This window comes from Amycolatopsis magusensis (genome assembly GCF_017875555.1).
Classification (GTDB): Bacteria; Actinomycetota; Actinomycetes; order Mycobacteriales; family Pseudonocardiaceae; genus Amycolatopsis; species Amycolatopsis magusensis.
In genome coordinates this window covers 1,048,977-1,067,276 of record NZ_JAGGMS010000001.1, presented here as the reverse complement: position 1 = coordinate 1,067,276, position 18,300 = coordinate 1,048,977, and the positions used below count along the sequence as shown (strand labels likewise).

Below are 18,300 nucleotides of genomic sequence, written 5' to 3'. Positions count from 1 at the left end.
TCAGATCGGCAGCTTCCGGAAGATCGGCCGGGGCACGTGCCGCAGTGCCGACATGACGAACCGGAACGGCGCCGGGGCCCACACCAGGTCCTTGCCGCGCCGCGCCGCGTCGACCGCGATCTCGGCCACCTGCTCGGCGGTCTGGGTCAGCGGGGCGTCGGCCATGCCCTCGGTCATCTTCGTCTTGACCTGGCCGGGGCGGACCACGGTGACCTGCACCCCGTGTGGCGCGAGCGCCTCGCCTAGGCCCAGGAAGAAGCCGTCGAACCCGGCCTTGGTGGAGCCGTAGAGGAAGTTCGAGCGCCGCACGCGCTCACCGGCCACAGAGGACAGCGCGATGACCGAGCCGTGGCCCTGCTGCTTCAGCTTCTCCGACAGCGCGACGCCCACCGAGACGGCCGCGGTGTAGTTCACCGTCGCCAGCTCGACCGCCTTCGCGTGGTCCTGCCAGACCTCCTCGGCCTCGCCGAGCAGGCCGAACGCGACCACCGCGACGTCGATGTCACCGTCGGCGAAGGCCTGCTCGAGGACCGCCGGGTGCGAGCCGGTGTCCTTGGCGTCGAAGTTCACCGTGGACACCTGGGCCCCGGCGTTCTTCAGCCGCTGCGCGGCGGCTTCCAGGCGCTCGGACGGGCGGGCCGCCAGCACCACCCGCAGCGGGGCGGCGCTCAGGTACTTCTCGGCGATCGCCAGCGCGATGTCCGAGGTGCCGCCGAGCAGCAGCAGCGATTGCGGGTTTCCCACGGCGTCGATCAAAGTCCCAGCCTCCGGCTCATGTCGGACGCGAACACGCCCTCGGGGTCAACGGAATTGCGGATCTTGCGCCATTCCTCCAGGCGCGGGTACATCTTCGCGAAGGTCTCGGGCGCGGTGCGCGAGTCCTTCGCCGTGTAGAGCCTGCCGCCCGCGGCGAGCACGTGCTCGTCCAGCTCGGTGCAGAAGCGGCCGAGATCACCCCGGATGGGGAAGTCCACGCTGAGCATGTAGCCCGGCGACGGCCAGGACAGCGGCGCCGCGTTGGCCTCGCCCATGCGCTTGAACACGTTCAGGAACGAGTAGTGGCCCGACTCGGCGATCCGCCGGCACAGCCCCTTGAGCTGCTCCTCCGCCCCGAAGGGCACGGAGAACTGGTACTGCAGGAAGCCCTTCGAGCCGTAGCCGCGGTTCCACTCGCTGAGCATGTCCAGCGGGTGGTAGAACTGCGTCAGGTTCTGGATCTTGCCGCGCGCGCCCTTCTTCGGCACCGTGCGGTGCCAGAGGTTGCCGGCGAAGGTCGTGGTCAGCTTGTTGACCAGGCCGTTCGGGAACACGTCCGGCAGGGTCAGCAGCTGCGGCGCGTCGAACTTCAGCGGGTCGGCCCGCAGCTTCGGCGGCAGGTCGTCGAGCTTGGCCAGCGAACCGCGGGAGAAGGTCGCCCGGCCCATCCGCTCGTCGCGCGTGATCAAGTCCGGCACGGCCATCGAGTAGTCGTAGTTGAGGTCGGAGCCGTTGGTGAACAGCTCCAGCGTCTCGTCGAGGTTGCCGGTGCGGTCCGCGTCGACCAGGAAGTACGCGCTCTCGGTCTTCTTCATCGAGATCTTCGCGCGCAGGATGATGCCGGTCAGGCCGATGCCGGCCACGGTCGCCCAGAACAGCTCGGCTTCCGGGCCTTCGGGGGTCAGCGTGCGGACCTGGCCGTCGGCGGTGAGCAGGTCCATCGACAGCACGTGGTTGCCGAAGCTGCCCGCGGAGTGGTGGTTCTTGCCGTGGATGTCGTTGGCGATCGCCCCGCCGATGGTCACCTGGCGGGTGCCCGGCAGCACCGGCACCCACAGCCCGTGCGGCAGGGCCGCGCGCATCAGCTGGTCGAGGTTCACCCCCGCGTCCACGTCGACCACCGCGTTGTCCGGGTCGATCGAGTGGATCCGGTCCAGCGCGGTCATGTCGACCACCAGGCCGCCGGCGTTCTGCGCCGGGTCGCCGTAGGACCGGCCCAGGCCGCGCGCGATCACGCCGCGGCCGCCCGCCCGGGCCACCGCCTTGGCGATCTGGTCGGCGTCCGGCGTGCTCAGCACTTCGGCCACGGTCGGCGCGGTGCGCCCCCAGCCGGTCAGCGTCCGTCGCTCGGTCTGCGGTTTCTGGCTCGGTTGGCTCACCCGGACCAGGGTAGCCACCGCCCCATCACGGTCCTTTAACCAACCGCTTCTACACTGGCTGCCGTCCATGACCCCAGGTCGATGAGGTAGCGCTGTGGTGGCAACCGAGCCAGAGGCGGGCCCGTCCCGACCGGCCCCGCCGGGACTGCTGGGCCAGCTCGCCCGGTTCGTGCTGATCGGCGGCTTCTGCGCGCTGGTCGACTCCGGGCTCTACTGGCTGCTGCTGCAGGCCGGGACCTGGGTGCACCTGGCGAAGGCCGTGAGCTTCGTCGCGGGCACCACCACCGCGTACTTCCTGAACCGCCGGTTCACGTTCAACGCGGGCTCCACCGGCGGGGCCGGCCAGGTGGGCGGGTTCGTCCTGCTCTACACGGTCACCTTCTTCGTCAACGTCGGCGCGAACGCGCTGGCGCTGAGCCTGCTCCCCGAATTCCGCTGGAAGGTCGCGCTCGCCTGGGTGATCGCCCAGGGCATGGCGACGACCATCAACTTCGTGATGCTCAAGTGGGTCGTGTTTCGCGAGAAGTCGTGAGGCGATGACCGTCTGTGAAGAACTCACAGACTCAACCTGTACTTTGTGACCGCGTGTTGGAATCCCCCATGGAGGACTGAGGATTAATGCCCGGTAAAGCAGTAGCCGGACAGCCCGGCGGCGCGGCGGTCAAGGACCCGGCGGCGCCGAACGGCACCCGCCCCGACGCCTCCGGTGAGGAGCAGACGGTGTTCTCCGAGCGCGCTCCCCAGGATCGGCTGCTCGCGCAGCGCGGTCTGTTCGCCGGCCCGTCCGACGTGGTCTCGAAGGACCTCTACGCCGAGGTGACCCTGGGCGTGGCCGCCCGGCACCGCGCGGGCGTGACCCTCGAGCCGTCGGCGAAGGTCTCCGGCAACACCTACTTCGGCCGGTTCCCGGCCAGTTACTGGCAGCGCTGGACCACCGCGGACAAGGTCAGGGTCGAGGCCACCGTCTCCGGCGACGGCCTGCTCACCATCGGCGCCTCCGACGTCGAGGGCGAGCCCCGCGTGATCACCGCGCGCGAGATCACCGGCGCGGACGGCACCCACGTCACCCTCGAAGCGAAGATCGACAAGTTCTACGACGGCGGCGCGCTCTGGCTGGACCTGTCCACCGAGACCGGCCAGCGGCTGACCGTGCAGAACGTGCGCTGGACGGTCGACTCGCCGGAGCAGATCCGCCCGACCGCGGTGACCATCTGCACGATGAACCGCGCGGACGACTGCCTGTCGAACCTGCAGGCGCTCGCGGGCGACCTCAGCTCGCTCGAGACCCTCGACGCGATCTACGTCGCCGACCAGGGCACCGACCGGGTGGAGACCCGCGACGGCTTCGCCCAGGTGGTCAAGGACCTCGGCGACAAGCTGCACTACATCACCCAGCCGAACCTCGGCGGTGCCGGTGGCTTCACCCGCGGCCTGTACGAGGTCGCCGGGCACACCGAGACCGAGCACGCGAACGTGCTGTTCATGGACGACGACGTGCTGCTCGAGCCGGACCTGGTGGTCCGGCTGACCGCGTTCTCCAACCGCGCGGCCAACCCGATCATCGTCGGCGGCCAGATGCTCAACCTGCTGCACCCGGACCAGCTGCACGTCGGCGCCGAGTACGCGCGGCTGAACACGCTGGAGCCCGGGCAGCCGGTCGAGCACTCCCTGAACACCGCCGACCTGCTCGGCGTGGACGAGGAGACCGGCAAGCCGAACCGCCAGGAGCGCCGCCTCGACGCCGGGTACAACGGCTGGTGGTCGTGCCTGATCCCGTACGAGGTGGTCAAGGAGATCGGCTACCCGCTGCCGTTCTTCTTCCAGTGGGACGACGCGGAGTACAGCTACCGCGCCCGCGGCAAGGGCTTCCCCACGGTCACCCTGCCCGGGGCCGGCGTCTGGCACGCCGACTTCGGCTGGAAGGACTGGGACGAGTGGCACCGGTACTTCAACCTGCGCAACTCGATCATCACCGCCGCGCTGCACAGCCCGTTCAACCTGAACCTGCTCTCGCGCGTGCTGGTGGCGCAGCTGGTCCGGTACCTGCTGGGCATGCAGTACGGCCTGTCGGCCACGCTGATCAAGGCGGTCGAGGACTTCCTCGAGGGCCCGGAGATCCTGCGTGACGGTGGCGTCGCGGCGATGAAGGAGATCCGGCGGATCCGCGAGGAGTACCCGGAGACCAAGCGCCACAAGGCGACCGAGGTGCCGGGCATCGCGTCGGCGGACATCGGCATCATCAACTCGGCGCCGCGGCCGAGCCTGCAGCGGGTCATCCTGCTCAAGCGCATCCTCGACCGCGTGCTCGGCAAGCACCGCTTCGGCCTGGGCGCCGTGCCGAACGACGAGGCCAACTGGTGGCACATCTCGCTGTTCGACACCGCCGTGGTGACCGACGCTTCGCAGGAGGGTGTGCGCGTCCGCAAGTACGACCGGGACCGCATGTTCGAACTGGGCAAGCGCGGCATCAAGGTGCTCCAGCGGCTGCGGAAGGAAGGCGCCGCGGTGCAGGAGCAGTACAAGCGGGCCATGCCGGAACTGACCAGCCGGGACAACTGGACGCGTCTCTACGAACTCTGATTCGTACGGGGTGGCCCCGCCCCGGTTTTTGAGTGTGACTACGGCGAAGGCCGCCATGTCAAGGCGGGCAAGATGCCTTGACATGGCGGCCTTCGCCGTGTTTTTGGCTTAGGACCGGGGTGGGGTGGGGGGTCTGGGCGGAGGCTCGCGTTGGGCGGCCGGGCGGCGGTTGCGTTGGGTCCGGCCCGGCGGTTTTGCTGGCCGGTCGGCCGGGTTCGATTGCTATGAGTGGGGCATTACTTGCATTGATTGCAAGTAATGCCCCACTCATAGCAATCAGACGGCGGCTTTAGCCTGGGGGCATGAGTGAGATGCTCGAGCGGGCCCGGCGCATTGCCGACGAGGTGTTCTTCCCGGCGGCCGACGAGGTCGACGCGAGTGGCGTGGTGCCGCGCGGCCACTTCGACCTCCTGGCCGAGGAGGGGTTCTACGGCCTCGCCGCACCGGCCGAGATCGGTGGGCCCGGGCTCGAGCTGCCCGAAATCGTCGCCGTGCTGGAAACCCTGGCCGGTGGCTGCCTGAGCACCACGTTCACCTGGATGCAGCACCACGGCGTGGTACTCGCCCTCAGCGCCACCCCCAACGCCGACCTGCGCGAACAGCACCTCGCCGCGGCCCTCAAGGGGGAGACCCGGTTCGGCGTCGCCTTCGCTGGGGCCATTCCGCCGGTGCCGCGACTGCGGGCTGAGCGCGTCGACGGCGGCTTCCGGCTGCAGGGTGAGGCGCCGTTCGTCAGCGGCTGGGGTGACGTCGACCTCCTGCAGGTCTCCGCCCGCGACGGCGACCAGGTGATCAACGGCCTGATCGAGCCGGACGCCGGGCGGTCGCTGCGGGTGGAAGGGCTGGACCTGGTCGCCGCGCAGGCCACCAACACCGTCCGCCTCGAATTCGACGGGTACGAGTTGCCTGCCAGCCAGGTCGTCAGCGAAATCACCCACGCCGAGATGATCGCGGGCCAGGTCGTCGGTTCGCGGCTCAACGGGTGCCTCGCCTGCGGGCTGACCGGGCGGATCATCCGCCTGCTCGGGTCGCACGAAGTCGCCGCGGGACTGCGTGCCGAACTCGACGAAGTCCGGCGGCGGCTGGATGCCGGGATGGCCGATCTCGAATCGCTGTACCCGGCGCGCGCGGCGGCTTCGGAACTCGCCTACCGCGCGGCCGGGGTGCTGGTCGCCGCCACGGGCAGCGCCGGCGTCCTGCGCGCGAGCCACCCCCAGCGGCTCGCGAGGGAGTCGGTCTTCACCTTGGTCGCGGCCGGGCGGCCGCAGACGAAAGCCGCGCTGCTGGACCTGCTCGTGAGGAACTAGTGCAGGCCGAAGACCTTGCCCTTGCGCTGCAGGTCTTCGACGTAGGCGGCAGCCACCTTCCCGTAGTGCACGAAAACCGTGGTGCCCTCCTTGGTCTTCACCGCGTCCACCGAACCGTGCTCCAGCTGCAGTCGCAGCCGTTTCTGGAACTCTTCGAGGTCGGCCCCCGGTTCGAGGGCGAAGACCAGCGGCTCGCCACCGGTGGCCAGATGCAGGACTAGCGCGGGCCTGGATTCGCTCATGCACCCCAGCAGAGCAGTGTCGATCAGGCACGGACAAGGCGGTTCGCTGACAGCGGAGCGCGTGGGTGGGCTAACGTGCTGTGGCGACCGGTTCACGCGCACACGGGGGAAGAGGAAATGGCCCACTCGTTCTCGCTGTCGCTGGCGGCGGTGGACATCCTGCTCGAACACACCCGGCTCGGCCGCGCGCCCTTCCCCTTCAAGATCCCGCACATCGGCACCACGCACACCCAGCGCGCGCAGGTGCGCGACGCGGTGTTCCGCGATCTGGAGTCACGCGGCATCCTGCGCCGCGGCCGGCTCGACGGGGACGTGGAGATCGCGCTCGGCGCCTTCGTCCGCGCGCCGGTGGCGATCACCGCGGCCGCGCAGCTCGAAGGCGGCCGGCGGTTGTTCGCCAGGTCCGCCGCGGACGGCCAGTTCGGCGTGGTGGTCCGCCAGGACGAGAACCTGCTGGTCTTCGAGGAGGCCCGGCCGACCGGCGTGGTGCCCGCCATCGTCGACCTGCTGCCGATGACCCCGCCGGGCCCCGGCCAGTCGGTCACCATCGCCAAGCCCGCACCGCGTCCGAAACGCCCGCGGCACGCCGACGACAGCTACGACCCGTTCGCCGGGGTGGCCGCGCCGCGCTCGCAGACCTCGGCGCCGCCGCAACTACGCGCGGTCGAGCGGATTTTCGAGAAGCCGAAGAAGCGGATCGGCCAGTTCACCGCGTTCGTCCGCGCACGGGACGGTTCGCCGGTGAACCTGGCGCCGATCGCCTGGTTCGACAACGAGGACGGCCGGTACTTCAGCACCATGCGCCAGGCCGCCGACGGCCAGCAGTGGCTGACCTACGCCCCGGCGGACAACGCACGCATCGCCCAGCAGCTGTTCCAGCAGCTCGAGGGCTACCTGTGAGCGCACTCATTTGCCATCGGAACCGTTTGTGATTCACCAGCGTCGGAGTGCTGAGTAGAATCCCGGTGGGCAAGCTGTCGTACTGAGGAGTTGGGGCAAGGATGATTCCCGCTGAAGGCTCGTTCTCCAGCCTGAAGCCGCTCGCCGCTTCGATGAACGCCGACGCCATCGCCTCGACGAAGGCCGAGACCCAGAAGCTGGTCGACGCGGCCAAGTCGGGCGGGTTCAAGATCGACGAGGGCGCGGTCCACGGGATGATCGACTCGATCACCAAGATGCGCGACCGCCTCAAGGCGCAGATGGTCTTCAACGACGCCCTCAAGCAGGTGCCGCAGCTCGGCAGCCACGACTACGGGCACACCGTGGCCGCGCACGACCAGAAGGGCGCGGACAACGAGGCGGGCTCGGCGAACGTGGTGCTCCAGCAGTTCGACCAGGTGCTCGTGCAGGCCACCGAGGCGCTGCAGCGCGCCGCGGGCATCTACGACGAGACCGAATCGACGGCCCAGTCCGACGTGGCCACCTACAACGCCTGAGGGGAACCGAGATGACCACGCCGACCCCCGCAGCGCCGAAGACGCCGCAGCAGCTGCAGGAGATGTCGCCCTCGCAGCGCGACGCCTACCTGCAGCAGCAAGCGGCCAACGGGGTGCCGAACGACAGCTGGCTGCTCGGCCCCATCCTGGAGATGCAGGCCAGGCAGAAGGCCCAGGCCGAGGCCGACAAGATGGGCGAGCAGAACGTCAAGACGTTGTCGTCCGGCAGCGACGTGCAGTACGTCGAGGGCCTCAAGCCGTCGGACGCGGACTACCTCGGGCACGACCACGCCCAGATCTCCGGGTACGTGAACAACAACCTCAAGCCGGAGCAGATCGTCCAGGTCTCCGACGCCTACCACCAGCTGCACAAGGACTTCAAGGACTTCGCCACCTCGCTCGGTGACGCGGTCAGCAAGTCCATGGGCACGTGGGAGGGCGAGGGCGCCAGCTCCGCGCGCAAGTACTTCAGCAGCCTCGCGACCTGGTCGGACGGCAACTCGGAGAACGCCAAACTGGCTTCCGAGGTGATGTTCCAGCAGGCGGACGCGGCCACCCGGGCGAAGAACAAGATGCCCGAGGAGATCCCGTTCGACTGGAACACCGAGATGGACAAGTGGGGGAGCAACCCGCTCGACCTGATCTCGAACATCAACAACTCGATCGACACGTACAACCAGAGCCAGCAGGCGCACTCCGAAGCCGCCGGCGTGATGTCGGCGTACGACAAGGAGCTGTACGAGGCCGCCTCGAAGCAGCCGGTGTTCGCCGAGCCGCCGAAGTTCGACGACGGCAGCGGCGGCTCGGTCACCCCGCCCGGCGGCAACGGCAACGACGGCACCAGCGGTTCCGGGTTCGACGGCGGCCCGGCGGGCAGCATCCCGGGCGGCGGGAGCTCCGGTATCGGTGGCGGGTCCGGCGTCGGCAGTGGCGGCAGCGGTTCCGTGGGCACCCCGGCGCAACTGCAGGACGGCTCCAAGATCGGCGCGGGCTCACTCTCGTCGAACACCAACCTGGCCGGGTACCAGCCGCCGAACTTCTCCAACACCGGCGGCGGCAACCTGAACCCGACCACCACCAGCCCGTACGCCCCGATGCCGATGGGCGGCATGGGTCAGTTCGGTCCCGGTGGTGGCGGCGGTGGTGCCGCTGACTACAACAGCAAGATCGGCCGTGGTGGCGGTGGTGCCGGCGGTGGCGGTGGCTTCGGCCCCGGTGGCGGCGGTGCCGGGGCGGGCGCGTCCTCCGGCGCGGGCATGGCGAAGCCGGGTGGCGTCGGCGCGGCGGAAGCCGCCGGTCGAGGCATGGGTGGTCCCGGCGGTGGTGCCGGTGCCCGCGGGGCCGGCATGGGCGGCGGCATGGGTGGTGCCGGTGGCCGTGGTGGTCAGGGCGAAGAGGACCAGGAGCACACGCGGCCCGCGTACCTGCTCGAAGGCGACCCGGACGAGATCTTCGGCACCGACCAGCGCACCGCGCCCCCGGTGATCGGCGAGTAACGGGAACCGGGAGCACCCTTCCGGCCGTCGTACCCTTCAGGTGTCGCTGAAGGGGGACGGATCGGATGAGCAATCCGCTGGTCGCGCAGGCCCAATCGCAGACGACAGGGGTCACCGGCATCGGCATCGCCGAGTCGGCGGTGGACCTGGCGAACGGCGTCTCGGACGGTTCGTGGGTCGAGGCCGGCCTGGGGGCGGTCGGCGTCGGCCTGGAAGTGCTGTCGATGGTGGTCGATCCCATCGGCACGCTCGCTTCCTACGGTGTTTCGTGGCTGATCGAGCACGTCCAGCCGTTGAAGGAAGCCCTGGACTGGCTGGCGGGCGACCCGCCGGTGATCCAGTCCTTCTCCGAGACGTGGGCGAATGTCGCGGCCGAGGTCAACGCGATCGCCGGCGACCTGGGCAACGAGATCAACAACGGCACCGCAGGCTGGCAAGGTGAAGGCGCCGACGCCTACCGCGGCGCGGCGGCCGAGCAGGCAGATGCCCTGGCAGGCGCGGCTTCCTTGGCGGATGGCATCTCGGCCGGTGTGATGATCATGGGCACGGTCGTCGCGGCCGTCCGTGAGTTCGTGCGTGACCTGGTCGCGGAGCTGGTCGGCAAACTGATCGCCTGGGCCCTGGAAGCCGCCGCCACCCTGGGTTTCGCGACCCCGGCGATCGCCGTGCAGGCCACCACCGCGATCACGAAGACGATCAGCAAGATCAGCGATTTCATCCGCAAGCTGGTCAAAACCATCGGGAACGTCTCGCCGAAGATCCGCAAGATCATCGACAAGCTCGGTGAGATCATCGAGAAACTGTCGAAAATGCTGCGCAAAGGCAGCAAACCAGGCGGCGGCACCACACCCTCGTCAGCCAAGACCCCACCGAAAAGCCCCGACACCACCCCGAACTCCCCGGACACCACCCCGTCCAGCACGGACACAACTCCTGACGGGGTGGACACCAGTCCCTCGAGCGGGACCTCACCGAGTGCCAAGAATCCGGACGGGTCGTTGCGGGGTGACGCGTCGAACCCGGTGGACCGGGCGGAACAGCCGATCGGCCGCTGCGGTGGCCGGGAACCGGTGGACCTGGCGACCGGGGAGATGTTCCTCGTCCAGACCGACCTCCGCCTCGCCGGCTTGCTGCCGCTCGTGCTCGAGCGCACGCACGTTTCGTCCTACCGGGCGGGCCGGTTGTTCGGCGGTTCGTGGTCGTCCACTTTGGACCAACGACTGGAGATCGACGAACGGGGTGCCTGCTACGCCGGGCCGGACGGGGTCATCCTGGTCTACCCCCTGCCGGCGCGGGACGGCTCCGGGGTGCTGCCGTCGGCGGGGAGTCGCTGGCCGCTGCGCATGACCGAGGCCGGCGGATACACGATCACGATGCCGGAAACGGGGCGGACACTGCACTTCCCGGCGGTCGAAGTGGGCGTGGCCAAGATCGCCGCCGTCACCGACCGGAACGACCAGCGGATCGACTTCGACTACGAGGGCGGAACGGTGTGCGCGGTACGGCACACCGGCGGGTACGAAGTACGCGTCGAAACCGCCGGGGAACTGGTCTCCGCACTGCGGCTTCGCGACCACGCCGCCGAGCGGGACCTCGATCTGGTCCGGTTCGAGTACAACGAGGTCCGCCAGTTGACGACGGTGATCAACTCGTCGGGCCGCTCGATGGACTTCGAGTACGACCGGGACGGCCGGATGACCAAGTGGGTCGACCGGAACGGCGAGTGGTACGGCTACCACTACGACGCCTCCGGCCGGTGCGTCCGCACCGAGGGTTCGGGCAACGCCCTCGCCGGCACGATCTGGTACGACCCGGCCGCCCGGATGACCGTGGAAACCGATTCACTCGGCCAGCACACCACCTACTATTTCGACGAGCTGAACAAACTGGTGCGCCAGGTCGATCCGCTCGGCCACGAAACCCGGCAGGAGTGGGATCGGGCCGGGCGGCTGGTGTCCCGCACCGACGCGCTCGGGCGGACCCAGCGGTTCACCTATGGCGAATCCGGGGACGTCGTCGCGGTGACGAGGCCGGATGGAGCCGAACTCCGGGCCGAGTACAACGAACTCCGCCAGGTGACCGCACTCACCGGCGCGGACGGCTCGGTCTGGCGGCGCGAGTACGACGAGCGCGGGAACCTGCTGGCGGTGGTCAACCCGGTCGGTGCCGTCACGCGCTACGCCTACGACGAACGCGGCCACCTGGTCTCCCGCACCGATCCCAGCGGGGCGTCGCAGCGGGTGCTGACCAACGCGGCGGGCTTGCCGGTGGTGCTGACCGATCCGCGCAACGCGACCCTGACCTACGTCCGGGACCCCTTCGGGCGGATCGCCGCGGTGACCGACGCCAACGGCAACACCACCCGGTACGGCTGGACCGTGGAAGGGAACGTCGCGTCGCGGACCTTCCCCGACGGCGGCACCGAGTACTGGCGGCACGACGGTGAGGGCAACCGCGTGGAGCACGTCGATGTGCTCGGCCGGATCACCCGCACCCAGATGACGCACCTGGACCTGCCCGCCGCGACGATCGACCCCGCGGGCAACGTCCACCGGTTCTCCTACGACTCCGAGCTGCGGCTGACCGCGGTCACCAACCCGCAGGGCCTGGTTTGGCGCTACCGCTACGACGCGGCGGGCAACCTGGTCGGTGAGGAGGACTTCAGCGGTCGCACCCTGACTTACTCGTACGACGCGGCAGGCCAGCTGATCAGCCGGACCAACGGGATGGGCGAGACGGTCCGGTTCCGGCGCGACCTGCTCGGGAACGTGGTCGAGCGCAGCACGGACAGTGGCTCGCTGGCCAGCTTCGAGTTCGACCCGGCGGGCCGGATGCTCCGGGCGGTCAACGAAGACGCGGTGGTCACCTTCGAGCGCGATCCACTCGGTTCGGTGGTCGCCGAGTCGGTGAACGGCCGCACCGTGCGGTCCGACTTCGACGAACTCGGGCGGCGGCGCCACCGTTCGACGCCGGCCGGGGTGGAGACCTGGTGGGAGTACGACGAAACCGGGCGTCCGGCCCAGCTGCGCACGGCCGGGCACTCCGTTGACTTCGGCTACGACGCGGCCGGCCGGGAGATCGAGCGGCTGCTGGACACGGGCACGATCATCGCCCAGGAATGGGACGGCCGCGATCACCTGGTCGGCCAGACCGTCTCGACCGTGCGCGGCGGTCTGCACAACCAGGCCAGGATCATCCAGCAACGCCGGTACGCCTATGCCGCGGACGGTGCGCTGCGCGAGGTGGAGGACGCGCTGTCCGGCACGCGCCGGTTCGACGTCGACTCCACCGGCCGGGTGACGGGCGTGACGGGCGCCAACTGGGTCGAGCGGTACGCCTACGACGCGGCCGGCAACCTGGCTGAGGCGGCCTGGCCCGGGGCCGACGCGGACGCTCAGGGCCCCCGGACCTACCAAGGCTCTCGCGCGCAGGCGGCGGGTTCGGTGCGGTACGGCCACGACGCGCAGGGCCGGGTGGTCGTGCGCAGCAAGAAGCGGTTGTCCGCCAAGCCCGACGTGTGGCAGTACGAGTGGGACGTCGAAGACCGGCTCACCGGGGTGGTCACGCCGGACGGCACGCGGTGGCGTTACCGGTACGACGCCCTCGGCAGGCGGATCAGCAAGCAGGAACTGGGTGCCGACGGCACGGTCGCCGAGCAGGTGGACTTCACCTGGGACGGGGCCACCCTGGCCGAGCAGAGCGTCCGGAACCGGTCGACCACCTGGGATTACGTGCCGGGTACCTTCCGCCCGGTCAGCCAGGTCGAGCGCGTCGCCGAGCTGGACTCCCAGACCGTGGACCAGCGGTTCTACTCCATCGTCACCGACCTGGTCGGCTCACCCGCCGAACTGGTCGACCCGGCGGGCGAACTCGCCTGGCGCAGCACCACCACGTTGTGGGGCAAGCAGTTGTCCGGCGACGAGGGCGGCGTGTCGGTGCCGTTGCGCTTCCCCGGGCAGTACCACGACGCGGAAACCGGGCTGAACTACAACTACCACCGGTACTACGACCCGGACAGCGGGCAGTACCAGAGCGTGGACCCACTCGGTCTCACTCCCGGCCCGAACCCGCAGTCCTACGTGCACAACCCCACCGCCCAGGTCGATCCGCTGGGCCTGGCCGGTTGCGACCCGCACCTGTTCCGCGGCAGCACCGAGGGCTACGGGGGTAGTCCGAACATGCAGCGCATCGGGGTCACGCCGACGTCGACAGACCCCGCGGTGGCCACGGCGTTCGCGACCGAATCGGAGCAGTGGGGCAACGGGATCGTGCACATCGCGACCCCCGACGACGTGGCAGGCGTGCCACGCCTGGAAGCATCACTGGGGTCGCTGGAGAACGAGGTGCCGCTGGACATCCCGCCCAGCGAGTTCGCCGGCCGGGCCAGCCACACCATCCCGGTCAGCCAGGCCCGCGAGATCCTCAACGACATGGGGGTGTCCGTGCCGCGGCAGATCACCGACAAGCAGCAGCTGGATGCCTGGCTGCACCAGCGAACGCCGATGACGGACTCGCAGATCGCGGAATTCGTCCGAAGGGCCACAGGAGGTTAGGTTGCGACCCATCGAGTTCGTCGAACTGCGTGGTGATCCGGTTGCCGACGGGGAGTCGGTTCGGCTGGCGGGTCGTTGTTACCAAGGCCCGATCCAGGTCGGCGACGTGTTCACGGAGGCAGCTGGGCAGGAGGTCCGGCTCCGCGTGGACGGGATCTTGTTCTACGGCAAGCCGGTGCCGGAGCTGCACCCGTCGGAAAGCGGCCAGCTCACCTTGACCGGCGACGGCCTGGAACACGTCGTCGCCGGTGTTTCGCTGCGAGGCGCGCCCTAGCGATCCGAAAATGGTGGCGGTGGAACCAAGGCGCAGGCCGAGGAATACGGTCAGCGGATGCTGGCGGAGTACAACCGGAGGACCGGCCGGTCATGACCGCGAACCGGTGGCGCGCCGGTACCTGTACGACCACCACGGCCGTCGCGAGGTGGCGATGTCGTACGTGTGGTGCGCGAACTGCCGCCGCTACGCTTCGTCCACCGGCCCGCCGCTGGCCCCCGACTTCGTTTTCGACGATCCGGCGGAGGATTCGGCCGAACTACGCGCACTCCGGGATGCCGACCTGATGAGCCTGCTCGACCACCTGGACGCGCTGTGGAACGCCGGGGTACTACCGCAGCAGTTCGCCCTGCGCGGCGAACGCCGCTGATGAGGGTCACGATCCGGTCGGCCGATGAGGACGGAACTGTCCGGTTCGACTCGCCGTACGGTTCCGCGGTGGCTCGTTGGGCAGGCTCCGGCCCGCCTCCCGGAAACGGCGAAGTCGACGTGGAAATCGAGATCGGTGAAGTGGCGGAAGTCGTTCCGACGGTGGCGAGCGCGCCGCGCATCTCGACCGGGCAGTTGATCGGCCTGGTCGAGACCGCCCTCGGCGACGAGTTGTACGCGTTGCGACTCGGGAATTCCGTGGTGACCGTGGAAACGAAAAGCGATCCACTGCCGGGGCAGTGGATCGCCGTGAAAGCAGAGGGTTTCTCGTTGTACCCGTACGCGCTTTGAATCAGTAGCGGAAGAAGTGTTCCCGCCGTCCCTGGCGTACCAGTTTCAGCCATTGCAGGAAGGCTTTCGGGTCCCGCTTCACGCCGACGAAGTACAGGCCGAACCGCACGATCTCCAGTGCGCCGATCTTCCGCATTCCCGGCTGTGACAGCAGGTACCCGCGGTTTCGGTAGGTGTAGTACCGCTTCACCTCGTTCGACGGGTCCTGCGCGTGGAACCGCCCGCCCAGCATGGGCTTGAACTCGTCCGAACCGTCCGGGTGCAGGTAGGTGGTGCGCAGGGAGGTGCCGAACGGCAACCCCGAGCGCACCAGCCGCCGGTGGAGTTCGACCTCGTCGCCGCGGAAGAACAGGCGCAGGTCCGGGACGCCCACCACGTCCAAAGTGGACGCACGGAACAACGCGCCGTTCATCAGGGAGGCGATGCCGGGCAGGAAGTCCTCGCCCAGTTCGGCGGCCGAGCGCTTCCAGGTCAGGCCGCGGCGCAGCGGGAACGCCAGCTTGTCCGGGTTCTCGATGTTCGTCACCACCGGCGAGACCTCGGCGAGGTTGCGCCGCTCGGCGACCTCCAGCAGCACCGCCAGCACGTTCTCGTCACCCGGCCTGCCATCGTCGTCGGCCAGCCACACCCAGTCCGCGCCCAGCGAGAGCGCGTGCAGCATGCCCAGCGCGAACCCGCCCGCGCCACCGAGGTTCCGGTGCGAAGGCAGGTAGGTGACGGGCAGCGGGAACCCGGCGACCACGTCTTCGGCGGACTGGTCCGGCCCGTTGTCCACGACCACCAGGTGGTCCACCGGCCGCGTCTGGGCAGCGATGATCTTCAGCGAGTCCGCGAGCAGTTCGCGCCGGTGGCGCGTGACCACCACGGCCACCACCGAACCCGCCGCCAGCGCTTGCTCCACGTCTACTCCCCGCCGTTCCCGCTCAGGACCGGGGCCTGCCCGATCCGCTCCAGCGTCTCCTGGCTCAGGCTCTGGAAGGGGTCGCGGCCCTTGTAGGAGGTGAGGACGTCCCGCAGCGGACCCTGCTGCTTGACCTCGCCCTCGTCCATCCAGATCGCCGTATCGCAGAACTCGGCGAGGAACTCGTCGGAGTGGTTGGCGAAGACCAGCAGCCCGGACCGGCGGACCAGGTCCTTGAGCCGGTCGCGCGCCTTGGCCATGAACGCCGCGTCGACCGCGCCGATGCCCTCGTCCAGGATCAGGATCTCGGGGTCGATCGAGGTGACGATGCCCAGCGCCAGGCGCACGCGCATACCGGTGGAGTAGGTGCGCAGCGGCATCTGCAGGAAGTCGCCGAGTTCGGTGAACTCGGTGATGTCGTCGACCCGCTTCTCCATCTCCTTGCGCGTCATGCCGAGGAACAGGCCCCGGATCATGATGTTCTCCAGGCCGGAGATCTCCGGGTCCATGCCGACACCGAGGTCGAAGACCGGCGCGACCTTGCCGACCACCTTGGCCGACCCGCGGGTCGGCTCGTAGATGCCCGACAGCAGCCGCAGCAGGGTGGACTTGCCTGCCCCGTTGTGCCCGACCAGGCCCACCCGGTCGCCCTCGGAGAGCGAGATCGTCACGTCGCGCAGCGCCTCGATGATCGGGATCCGGCTCCCGGTCCCGATCTTGCCGCCGACCTTCCCGATGACCTTCTTCTTCAGCGAACGCGTTTTCGCGTCGAAGATCGGGAAGTCGACGTAGGCGTTGCGAACTTCAATGCTGACCATTAGTTCCTGTCACACCCAATAGGAGACGCGGGCACGGTAGTTGCGCATCGCGACCAGGGCCAGGCCCCAGCCGATGATCGCCATCCCGGCGACCGCGAGCCAGCTGTAGACGCTGAGGTGCTGCCCCAGCAACGGCGCGCGGACCACCTGGACCAGATGGTAGATCGGGTTGAGCTGGATGATCGGCAGCACGGTCTCGGCCAGCTGGTGCCGGTTGCCGCCGACGGCGCTGACCTGGTCCAGCGGCCAGACGATCGGGGTCAGGTAGAACAGCAGCTGGACCAGCGCGTTGATCACCTGCGGGATGTCGCGGAAGCGGGTGGAGATGATGCCCAGCAGCATGGTCACCCAGCCCGCGTTCACCGCGACCAGCACGAAGCCGGGGATGGCGAGCAGCATGTCGAGACCGAGGCCGGGGTGGCAGGTCCACGCGGCGTTCGCGCCGCCGCAGGTGCCGTTGCCGGTCAGCGTGTACGGCCCGCTCAGCGTGCCCACGTAGATCAGCATGATGATCACGTAGACGATGATGTTGTGGCCGAACATCAGGATCTGGCGCCACACCGTGCGCAGGGCGTACACCGACAACGGCGAGGGCAGCTGCTTGATCAGCCCTTCGTTGCTGATGAAGCACTCCATGCCTTCGGTGAGGCAGCCGCTGATGAACGTCCAGACGATCAGCCCGGTCGCCACGTAGGGCAAGAAGGTCGCCACCGGCGCGCCGAACAGCACCGCGTACAGGACCCCGAGGCCGAGCGCGATGACACCCTGGCTGATGGTGATCCAGAACGGGCCGAGTACGGAGCGGCGGTAGCGCTGCTTGATGTCCTGCCACCCGAGGTGGCTCCACAGCTCACGGTTGGCGTAGCCCTGGCGGAGATCGCCGATGGCCCGCTTGAACGTGCGGCTGTCGGAGGCAGGCGGGGGCGCTGGTACCTGTTCGATGGTGCTGGTGGCGTGCACGAGATACGAGGGTACCGACGGGCTTCACCTGACCGAGACCAGCCCTCACCGCCCGCCGATGCGGACGATGACCTGCTCGTCCGAGTAGGTGTAACCCTCGTAGGTGAATTCGACGCCGGTCTCGCCGACGTACTCCATCCACGCGCGGTATTCGTGCCGCTGCCAGCCCGGGTAGTTGAAGAACTCGTCGAAGACCACGATGCTGCCCTCGACCAGCCGCGGGCCGACGAGGTCGAGCACGGTCTTCGCGGAGCTGTACAGATCGCCGTCCACGTGGAGGAAGCCGACCGGGCCGGGGTGGTCGTCGAGGAACTGCGGCAGGGTCTCGTCGAACCAGCCGGGGACCAGTTCCGCGCCGGAGACGTCCGGCAGCCCGTCGACGGTGAAGGTGCCCGCCGGGAACCCGTTGCGCCAGTCCTCCGGCAGGCCCTTGAACGAGTCGAAGCCGTAGACCCCGCCCGCCCGCGCGGCGGCGATGATCTTCAGCGTGGTGCCGGTGTAGACGCCGAACTCCAGCGCCATGCCCTCGGCCGGCGCCAGCGAGAGCGCGTGTTCCAGCGTCGCGTGCGGGTCGCCGAAGTGCGGGGCGGTCGGCATGTGGTTGCGCACGAAGCGGTTCGCCTCGATCGCGGCTTCCTGGTCGGCCGCGTAGACGATGTCCCGCCTGCTGCGGATTTCGAATTCCACCAACCGGTCGAACGCGTGCTTGGCGTCCTGGCGCAGTTCGTGCTCGAGCCGGTCGAGCCGTTCGCGTTGCTCGTGCTGGAACGGTTCCATCGCCTCGGCGATGGCGCGGATGAACTTGTCGCGCACCGACCGGCGAACGTTTTCGCCTCTGAGCAGGTGGTGGATTCTGTCGAGCACCGCGTGGGCCTCCC

Annotated in this window: 17 protein-coding genes; 10 read left to right on the top strand and 7 right to left on the bottom strand. The window is 69.0% G+C overall.

What is annotated here, in order from left to right; translation table 11 throughout:
* Positions 1–756, bottom strand: a complete 756-nt coding sequence (dprE2, locus tag JOM49_RS05105; protein ID WP_209663201.1) for a decaprenylphospho-beta-D-erythro-pentofuranosid-2-ulose 2-reductase — start codon at positions 754–756, stop codon at positions 1–3.
* Complete coding sequence (dprE1, locus tag JOM49_RS05100) at positions 753–2,204, bottom strand: decaprenylphosphoryl-beta-D-ribose oxidase (RefSeq protein ID WP_209663200.1); 1,452 nt, start codon at positions 2,202–2,204, stop codon at positions 753–755. The genes dprE2 and dprE1 overlap by 4 nt, the downstream gene beginning before the upstream one ends.
* Positions 2,205–2,229: 25 nt before the next feature.
* Here dprE1 and JOM49_RS05095 point away from each other — a divergent pair, with 25 nt between their 5' ends.
* From JOM49_RS05095 to JOM49_RS05085, 3 genes are all read left to right on the top strand, one after another.
* The gene (locus JOM49_RS05095; protein WP_209663199.1) at positions 2,230–2,667 is read left to right on the top strand and encodes a GtrA family protein; all 438 of its coding nucleotides are present in this window, start codon (positions 2,230–2,232) and stop codon (positions 2,665–2,667) included.
* An 86-nt stretch (positions 2,668–2,753) separates the two neighbouring features.
* Positions 2,754–4,715, top strand: coding sequence for a glycosyltransferase (locus JOM49_RS05090; RefSeq protein ID WP_209663198.1), 1,962 nt, complete (start codon positions 2,754–2,756; stop codon positions 4,713–4,715).
* A 302-nt stretch (positions 4,716–5,017) separates the two neighbouring features.
* On the top strand, positions 5,018–6,022 hold the full coding sequence (locus JOM49_RS05085) for an acyl-CoA dehydrogenase family protein (protein ID WP_209663197.1): 1,005 nt from the start codon (positions 5,018–5,020) through the stop codon (positions 6,020–6,022).
* Here JOM49_RS05085 and JOM49_RS05080 read toward each other — a convergent pair.
* Positions 6,019–6,264, bottom strand: a complete 246-nt coding sequence (locus tag JOM49_RS05080) for a hypothetical protein (protein ID WP_209663196.1) — start codon at positions 6,262–6,264, stop codon at positions 6,019–6,021. The two genes, JOM49_RS05085 and JOM49_RS05080, sit on opposite strands and share 4 nt — an antisense overlap.
* Positions 6,265–6,381: 117 nt before the next feature.
* Here JOM49_RS05080 and JOM49_RS05075 point away from each other — a divergent pair, with 117 nt between their 5' ends.
* From JOM49_RS05075 to JOM49_RS05045, 7 genes are all read left to right on the top strand, one after another.
* A complete protein-coding gene (locus tag JOM49_RS05075; RefSeq protein ID WP_209663195.1) occupies positions 6,382–7,164 on the top strand; it encodes an ESX secretion-associated protein EspG in 783 nt (260 codons plus the stop codon).
* A 101-nt stretch (positions 7,165–7,265) separates the two neighbouring features.
* A complete protein-coding gene (locus JOM49_RS05070) occupies positions 7,266–7,700 on the top strand; it encodes a hypothetical protein (RefSeq protein ID WP_209663194.1) in 435 nt (144 codons plus the stop codon).
* A gap of 11 nt (positions 7,701–7,711) precedes the next feature.
* Positions 7,712–9,196 carry a hypothetical protein gene (locus tag JOM49_RS05065; RefSeq protein ID WP_209663193.1) on the top strand — a complete coding sequence of 495 codons (1,485 nt, stop codon included), beginning with the start codon at positions 7,712–7,714 and terminating at the stop codon, positions 9,194–9,196.
* Positions 9,197–9,261: 65 nt separating this feature from the next.
* Entirely contained in the window at positions 9,262–13,749 is a 4,488-nt protein-coding gene (locus JOM49_RS05060; protein WP_209663192.1) for a DUF6531 domain-containing protein, read from the top strand.
* Position 13,750: 1 nt separating this feature from the next.
* On the top strand, positions 13,751–14,023 hold the full coding sequence (locus tag JOM49_RS05055) for a hypothetical protein (RefSeq protein WP_209663188.1): 273 nt from the start codon (positions 13,751–13,753) through the stop codon (positions 14,021–14,023).
* Between the two features lie 106 nt (positions 14,024–14,129).
* Positions 14,130–14,393 (top strand): hypothetical protein, encoded by a 264-nt coding sequence (locus JOM49_RS05050; protein WP_209663187.1) that lies wholly within the window; start codon positions 14,130–14,132, stop codon positions 14,391–14,393.
* A gap of 119 nt (positions 14,394–14,512) precedes the next feature.
* Positions 14,513–14,743, top strand: a complete 231-nt coding sequence (locus tag JOM49_RS05045; protein WP_209663186.1) for a hypothetical protein — start codon at positions 14,513–14,515, stop codon at positions 14,741–14,743.
* 1 nt (position 14,744) lies between these two features.
* Here the strand turns inward: JOM49_RS05045 and glfT1 are convergent, their stop codons facing one another.
* From glfT1 to JOM49_RS05025, 4 genes are read right to left on the bottom strand one after another with little or no spacing between them, the layout of a single operon-like run.
* Positions 14,745–15,644 (bottom strand): galactofuranosyltransferase GlfT1, encoded by a 900-nt coding sequence (gene glfT1 / locus JOM49_RS05040; protein ID WP_282770775.1) that lies wholly within the window; start codon positions 15,642–15,644, stop codon positions 14,745–14,747.
* Between the two features lie 2 nt (positions 15,645–15,646).
* Entirely contained in the window at positions 15,647–16,462 is an 816-nt protein-coding gene (gene wzt / locus JOM49_RS05035) for a galactan export ABC transporter ATP-binding subunit Wzt/RfbE (protein ID WP_209663185.1), read from the bottom strand.
* A 9-nt stretch (positions 16,463–16,471) separates the two neighbouring features.
* Positions 16,472–17,422, bottom strand: a complete 951-nt coding sequence (wzm, locus tag JOM49_RS05030) for a galactan export ABC transporter permease subunit Wzm/RfbD (protein ID WP_209663183.1) — start codon at positions 17,420–17,422, stop codon at positions 16,472–16,474.
* 45 nt (positions 17,423–17,467) lie between these two features.
* Positions 17,468–18,286 (bottom strand): class I SAM-dependent methyltransferase, encoded by an 819-nt coding sequence (locus JOM49_RS05025; RefSeq protein ID WP_282770777.1) that lies wholly within the window; start codon positions 18,284–18,286, stop codon positions 17,468–17,470.
* Between the last annotated feature and the right edge of the window lie 14 nt (positions 18,287–18,300).

Excerpts from the sequence above, each read along its gene's own strand:
- dprE1 (WP_209663200.1), bottom strand. The coding sequence starts at position 2,204 with ATGGACGGCAGCCAGTGTAGAAGCGGTTGGTTAAAGGACCGTGATGGG.
- JOM49_RS05065 (WP_209663193.1), top strand. The coding sequence starts at position 7,712 with ATGACCACGCCGACCCCCGCAGCGCCGAAGACGCCGCAGCAGCTGCAG.
- JOM49_RS05085 (WP_209663197.1), top strand. The coding sequence starts at position 5,018 with ATGAGTGAGATGCTCGAGCGGGCCCGGCGCATTGCCGACGAGGTGTTC.
- wzt (WP_209663185.1), bottom strand. The coding sequence starts at position 16,462 with ATGGTCAGCATTGAAGTTCGCAACGCCTACGTCGACTTCCCGATCTTC.
- JOM49_RS05080 (WP_209663196.1), bottom strand. The coding sequence starts at position 6,264 with ATGAGCGAATCCAGGCCCGCGCTAGTCCTGCATCTGGCCACCGGTGGC.
- JOM49_RS05090 (WP_209663198.1), top strand. The coding sequence starts at position 2,754 with ATGCCCGGTAAAGCAGTAGCCGGACAGCCCGGCGGCGCGGCGGTCAAG.
- JOM49_RS05075 (WP_209663195.1), top strand. The coding sequence starts at position 6,382 with ATGGCCCACTCGTTCTCGCTGTCGCTGGCGGCGGTGGACATCCTGCTC.
- JOM49_RS05070 (WP_209663194.1), top strand. The coding sequence starts at position 7,266 with ATGATTCCCGCTGAAGGCTCGTTCTCCAGCCTGAAGCCGCTCGCCGCT.
- JOM49_RS05060 (WP_209663192.1), top strand. The coding sequence starts at position 9,262 with ATGAGCAATCCGCTGGTCGCGCAGGCCCAATCGCAGACGACAGGGGTC.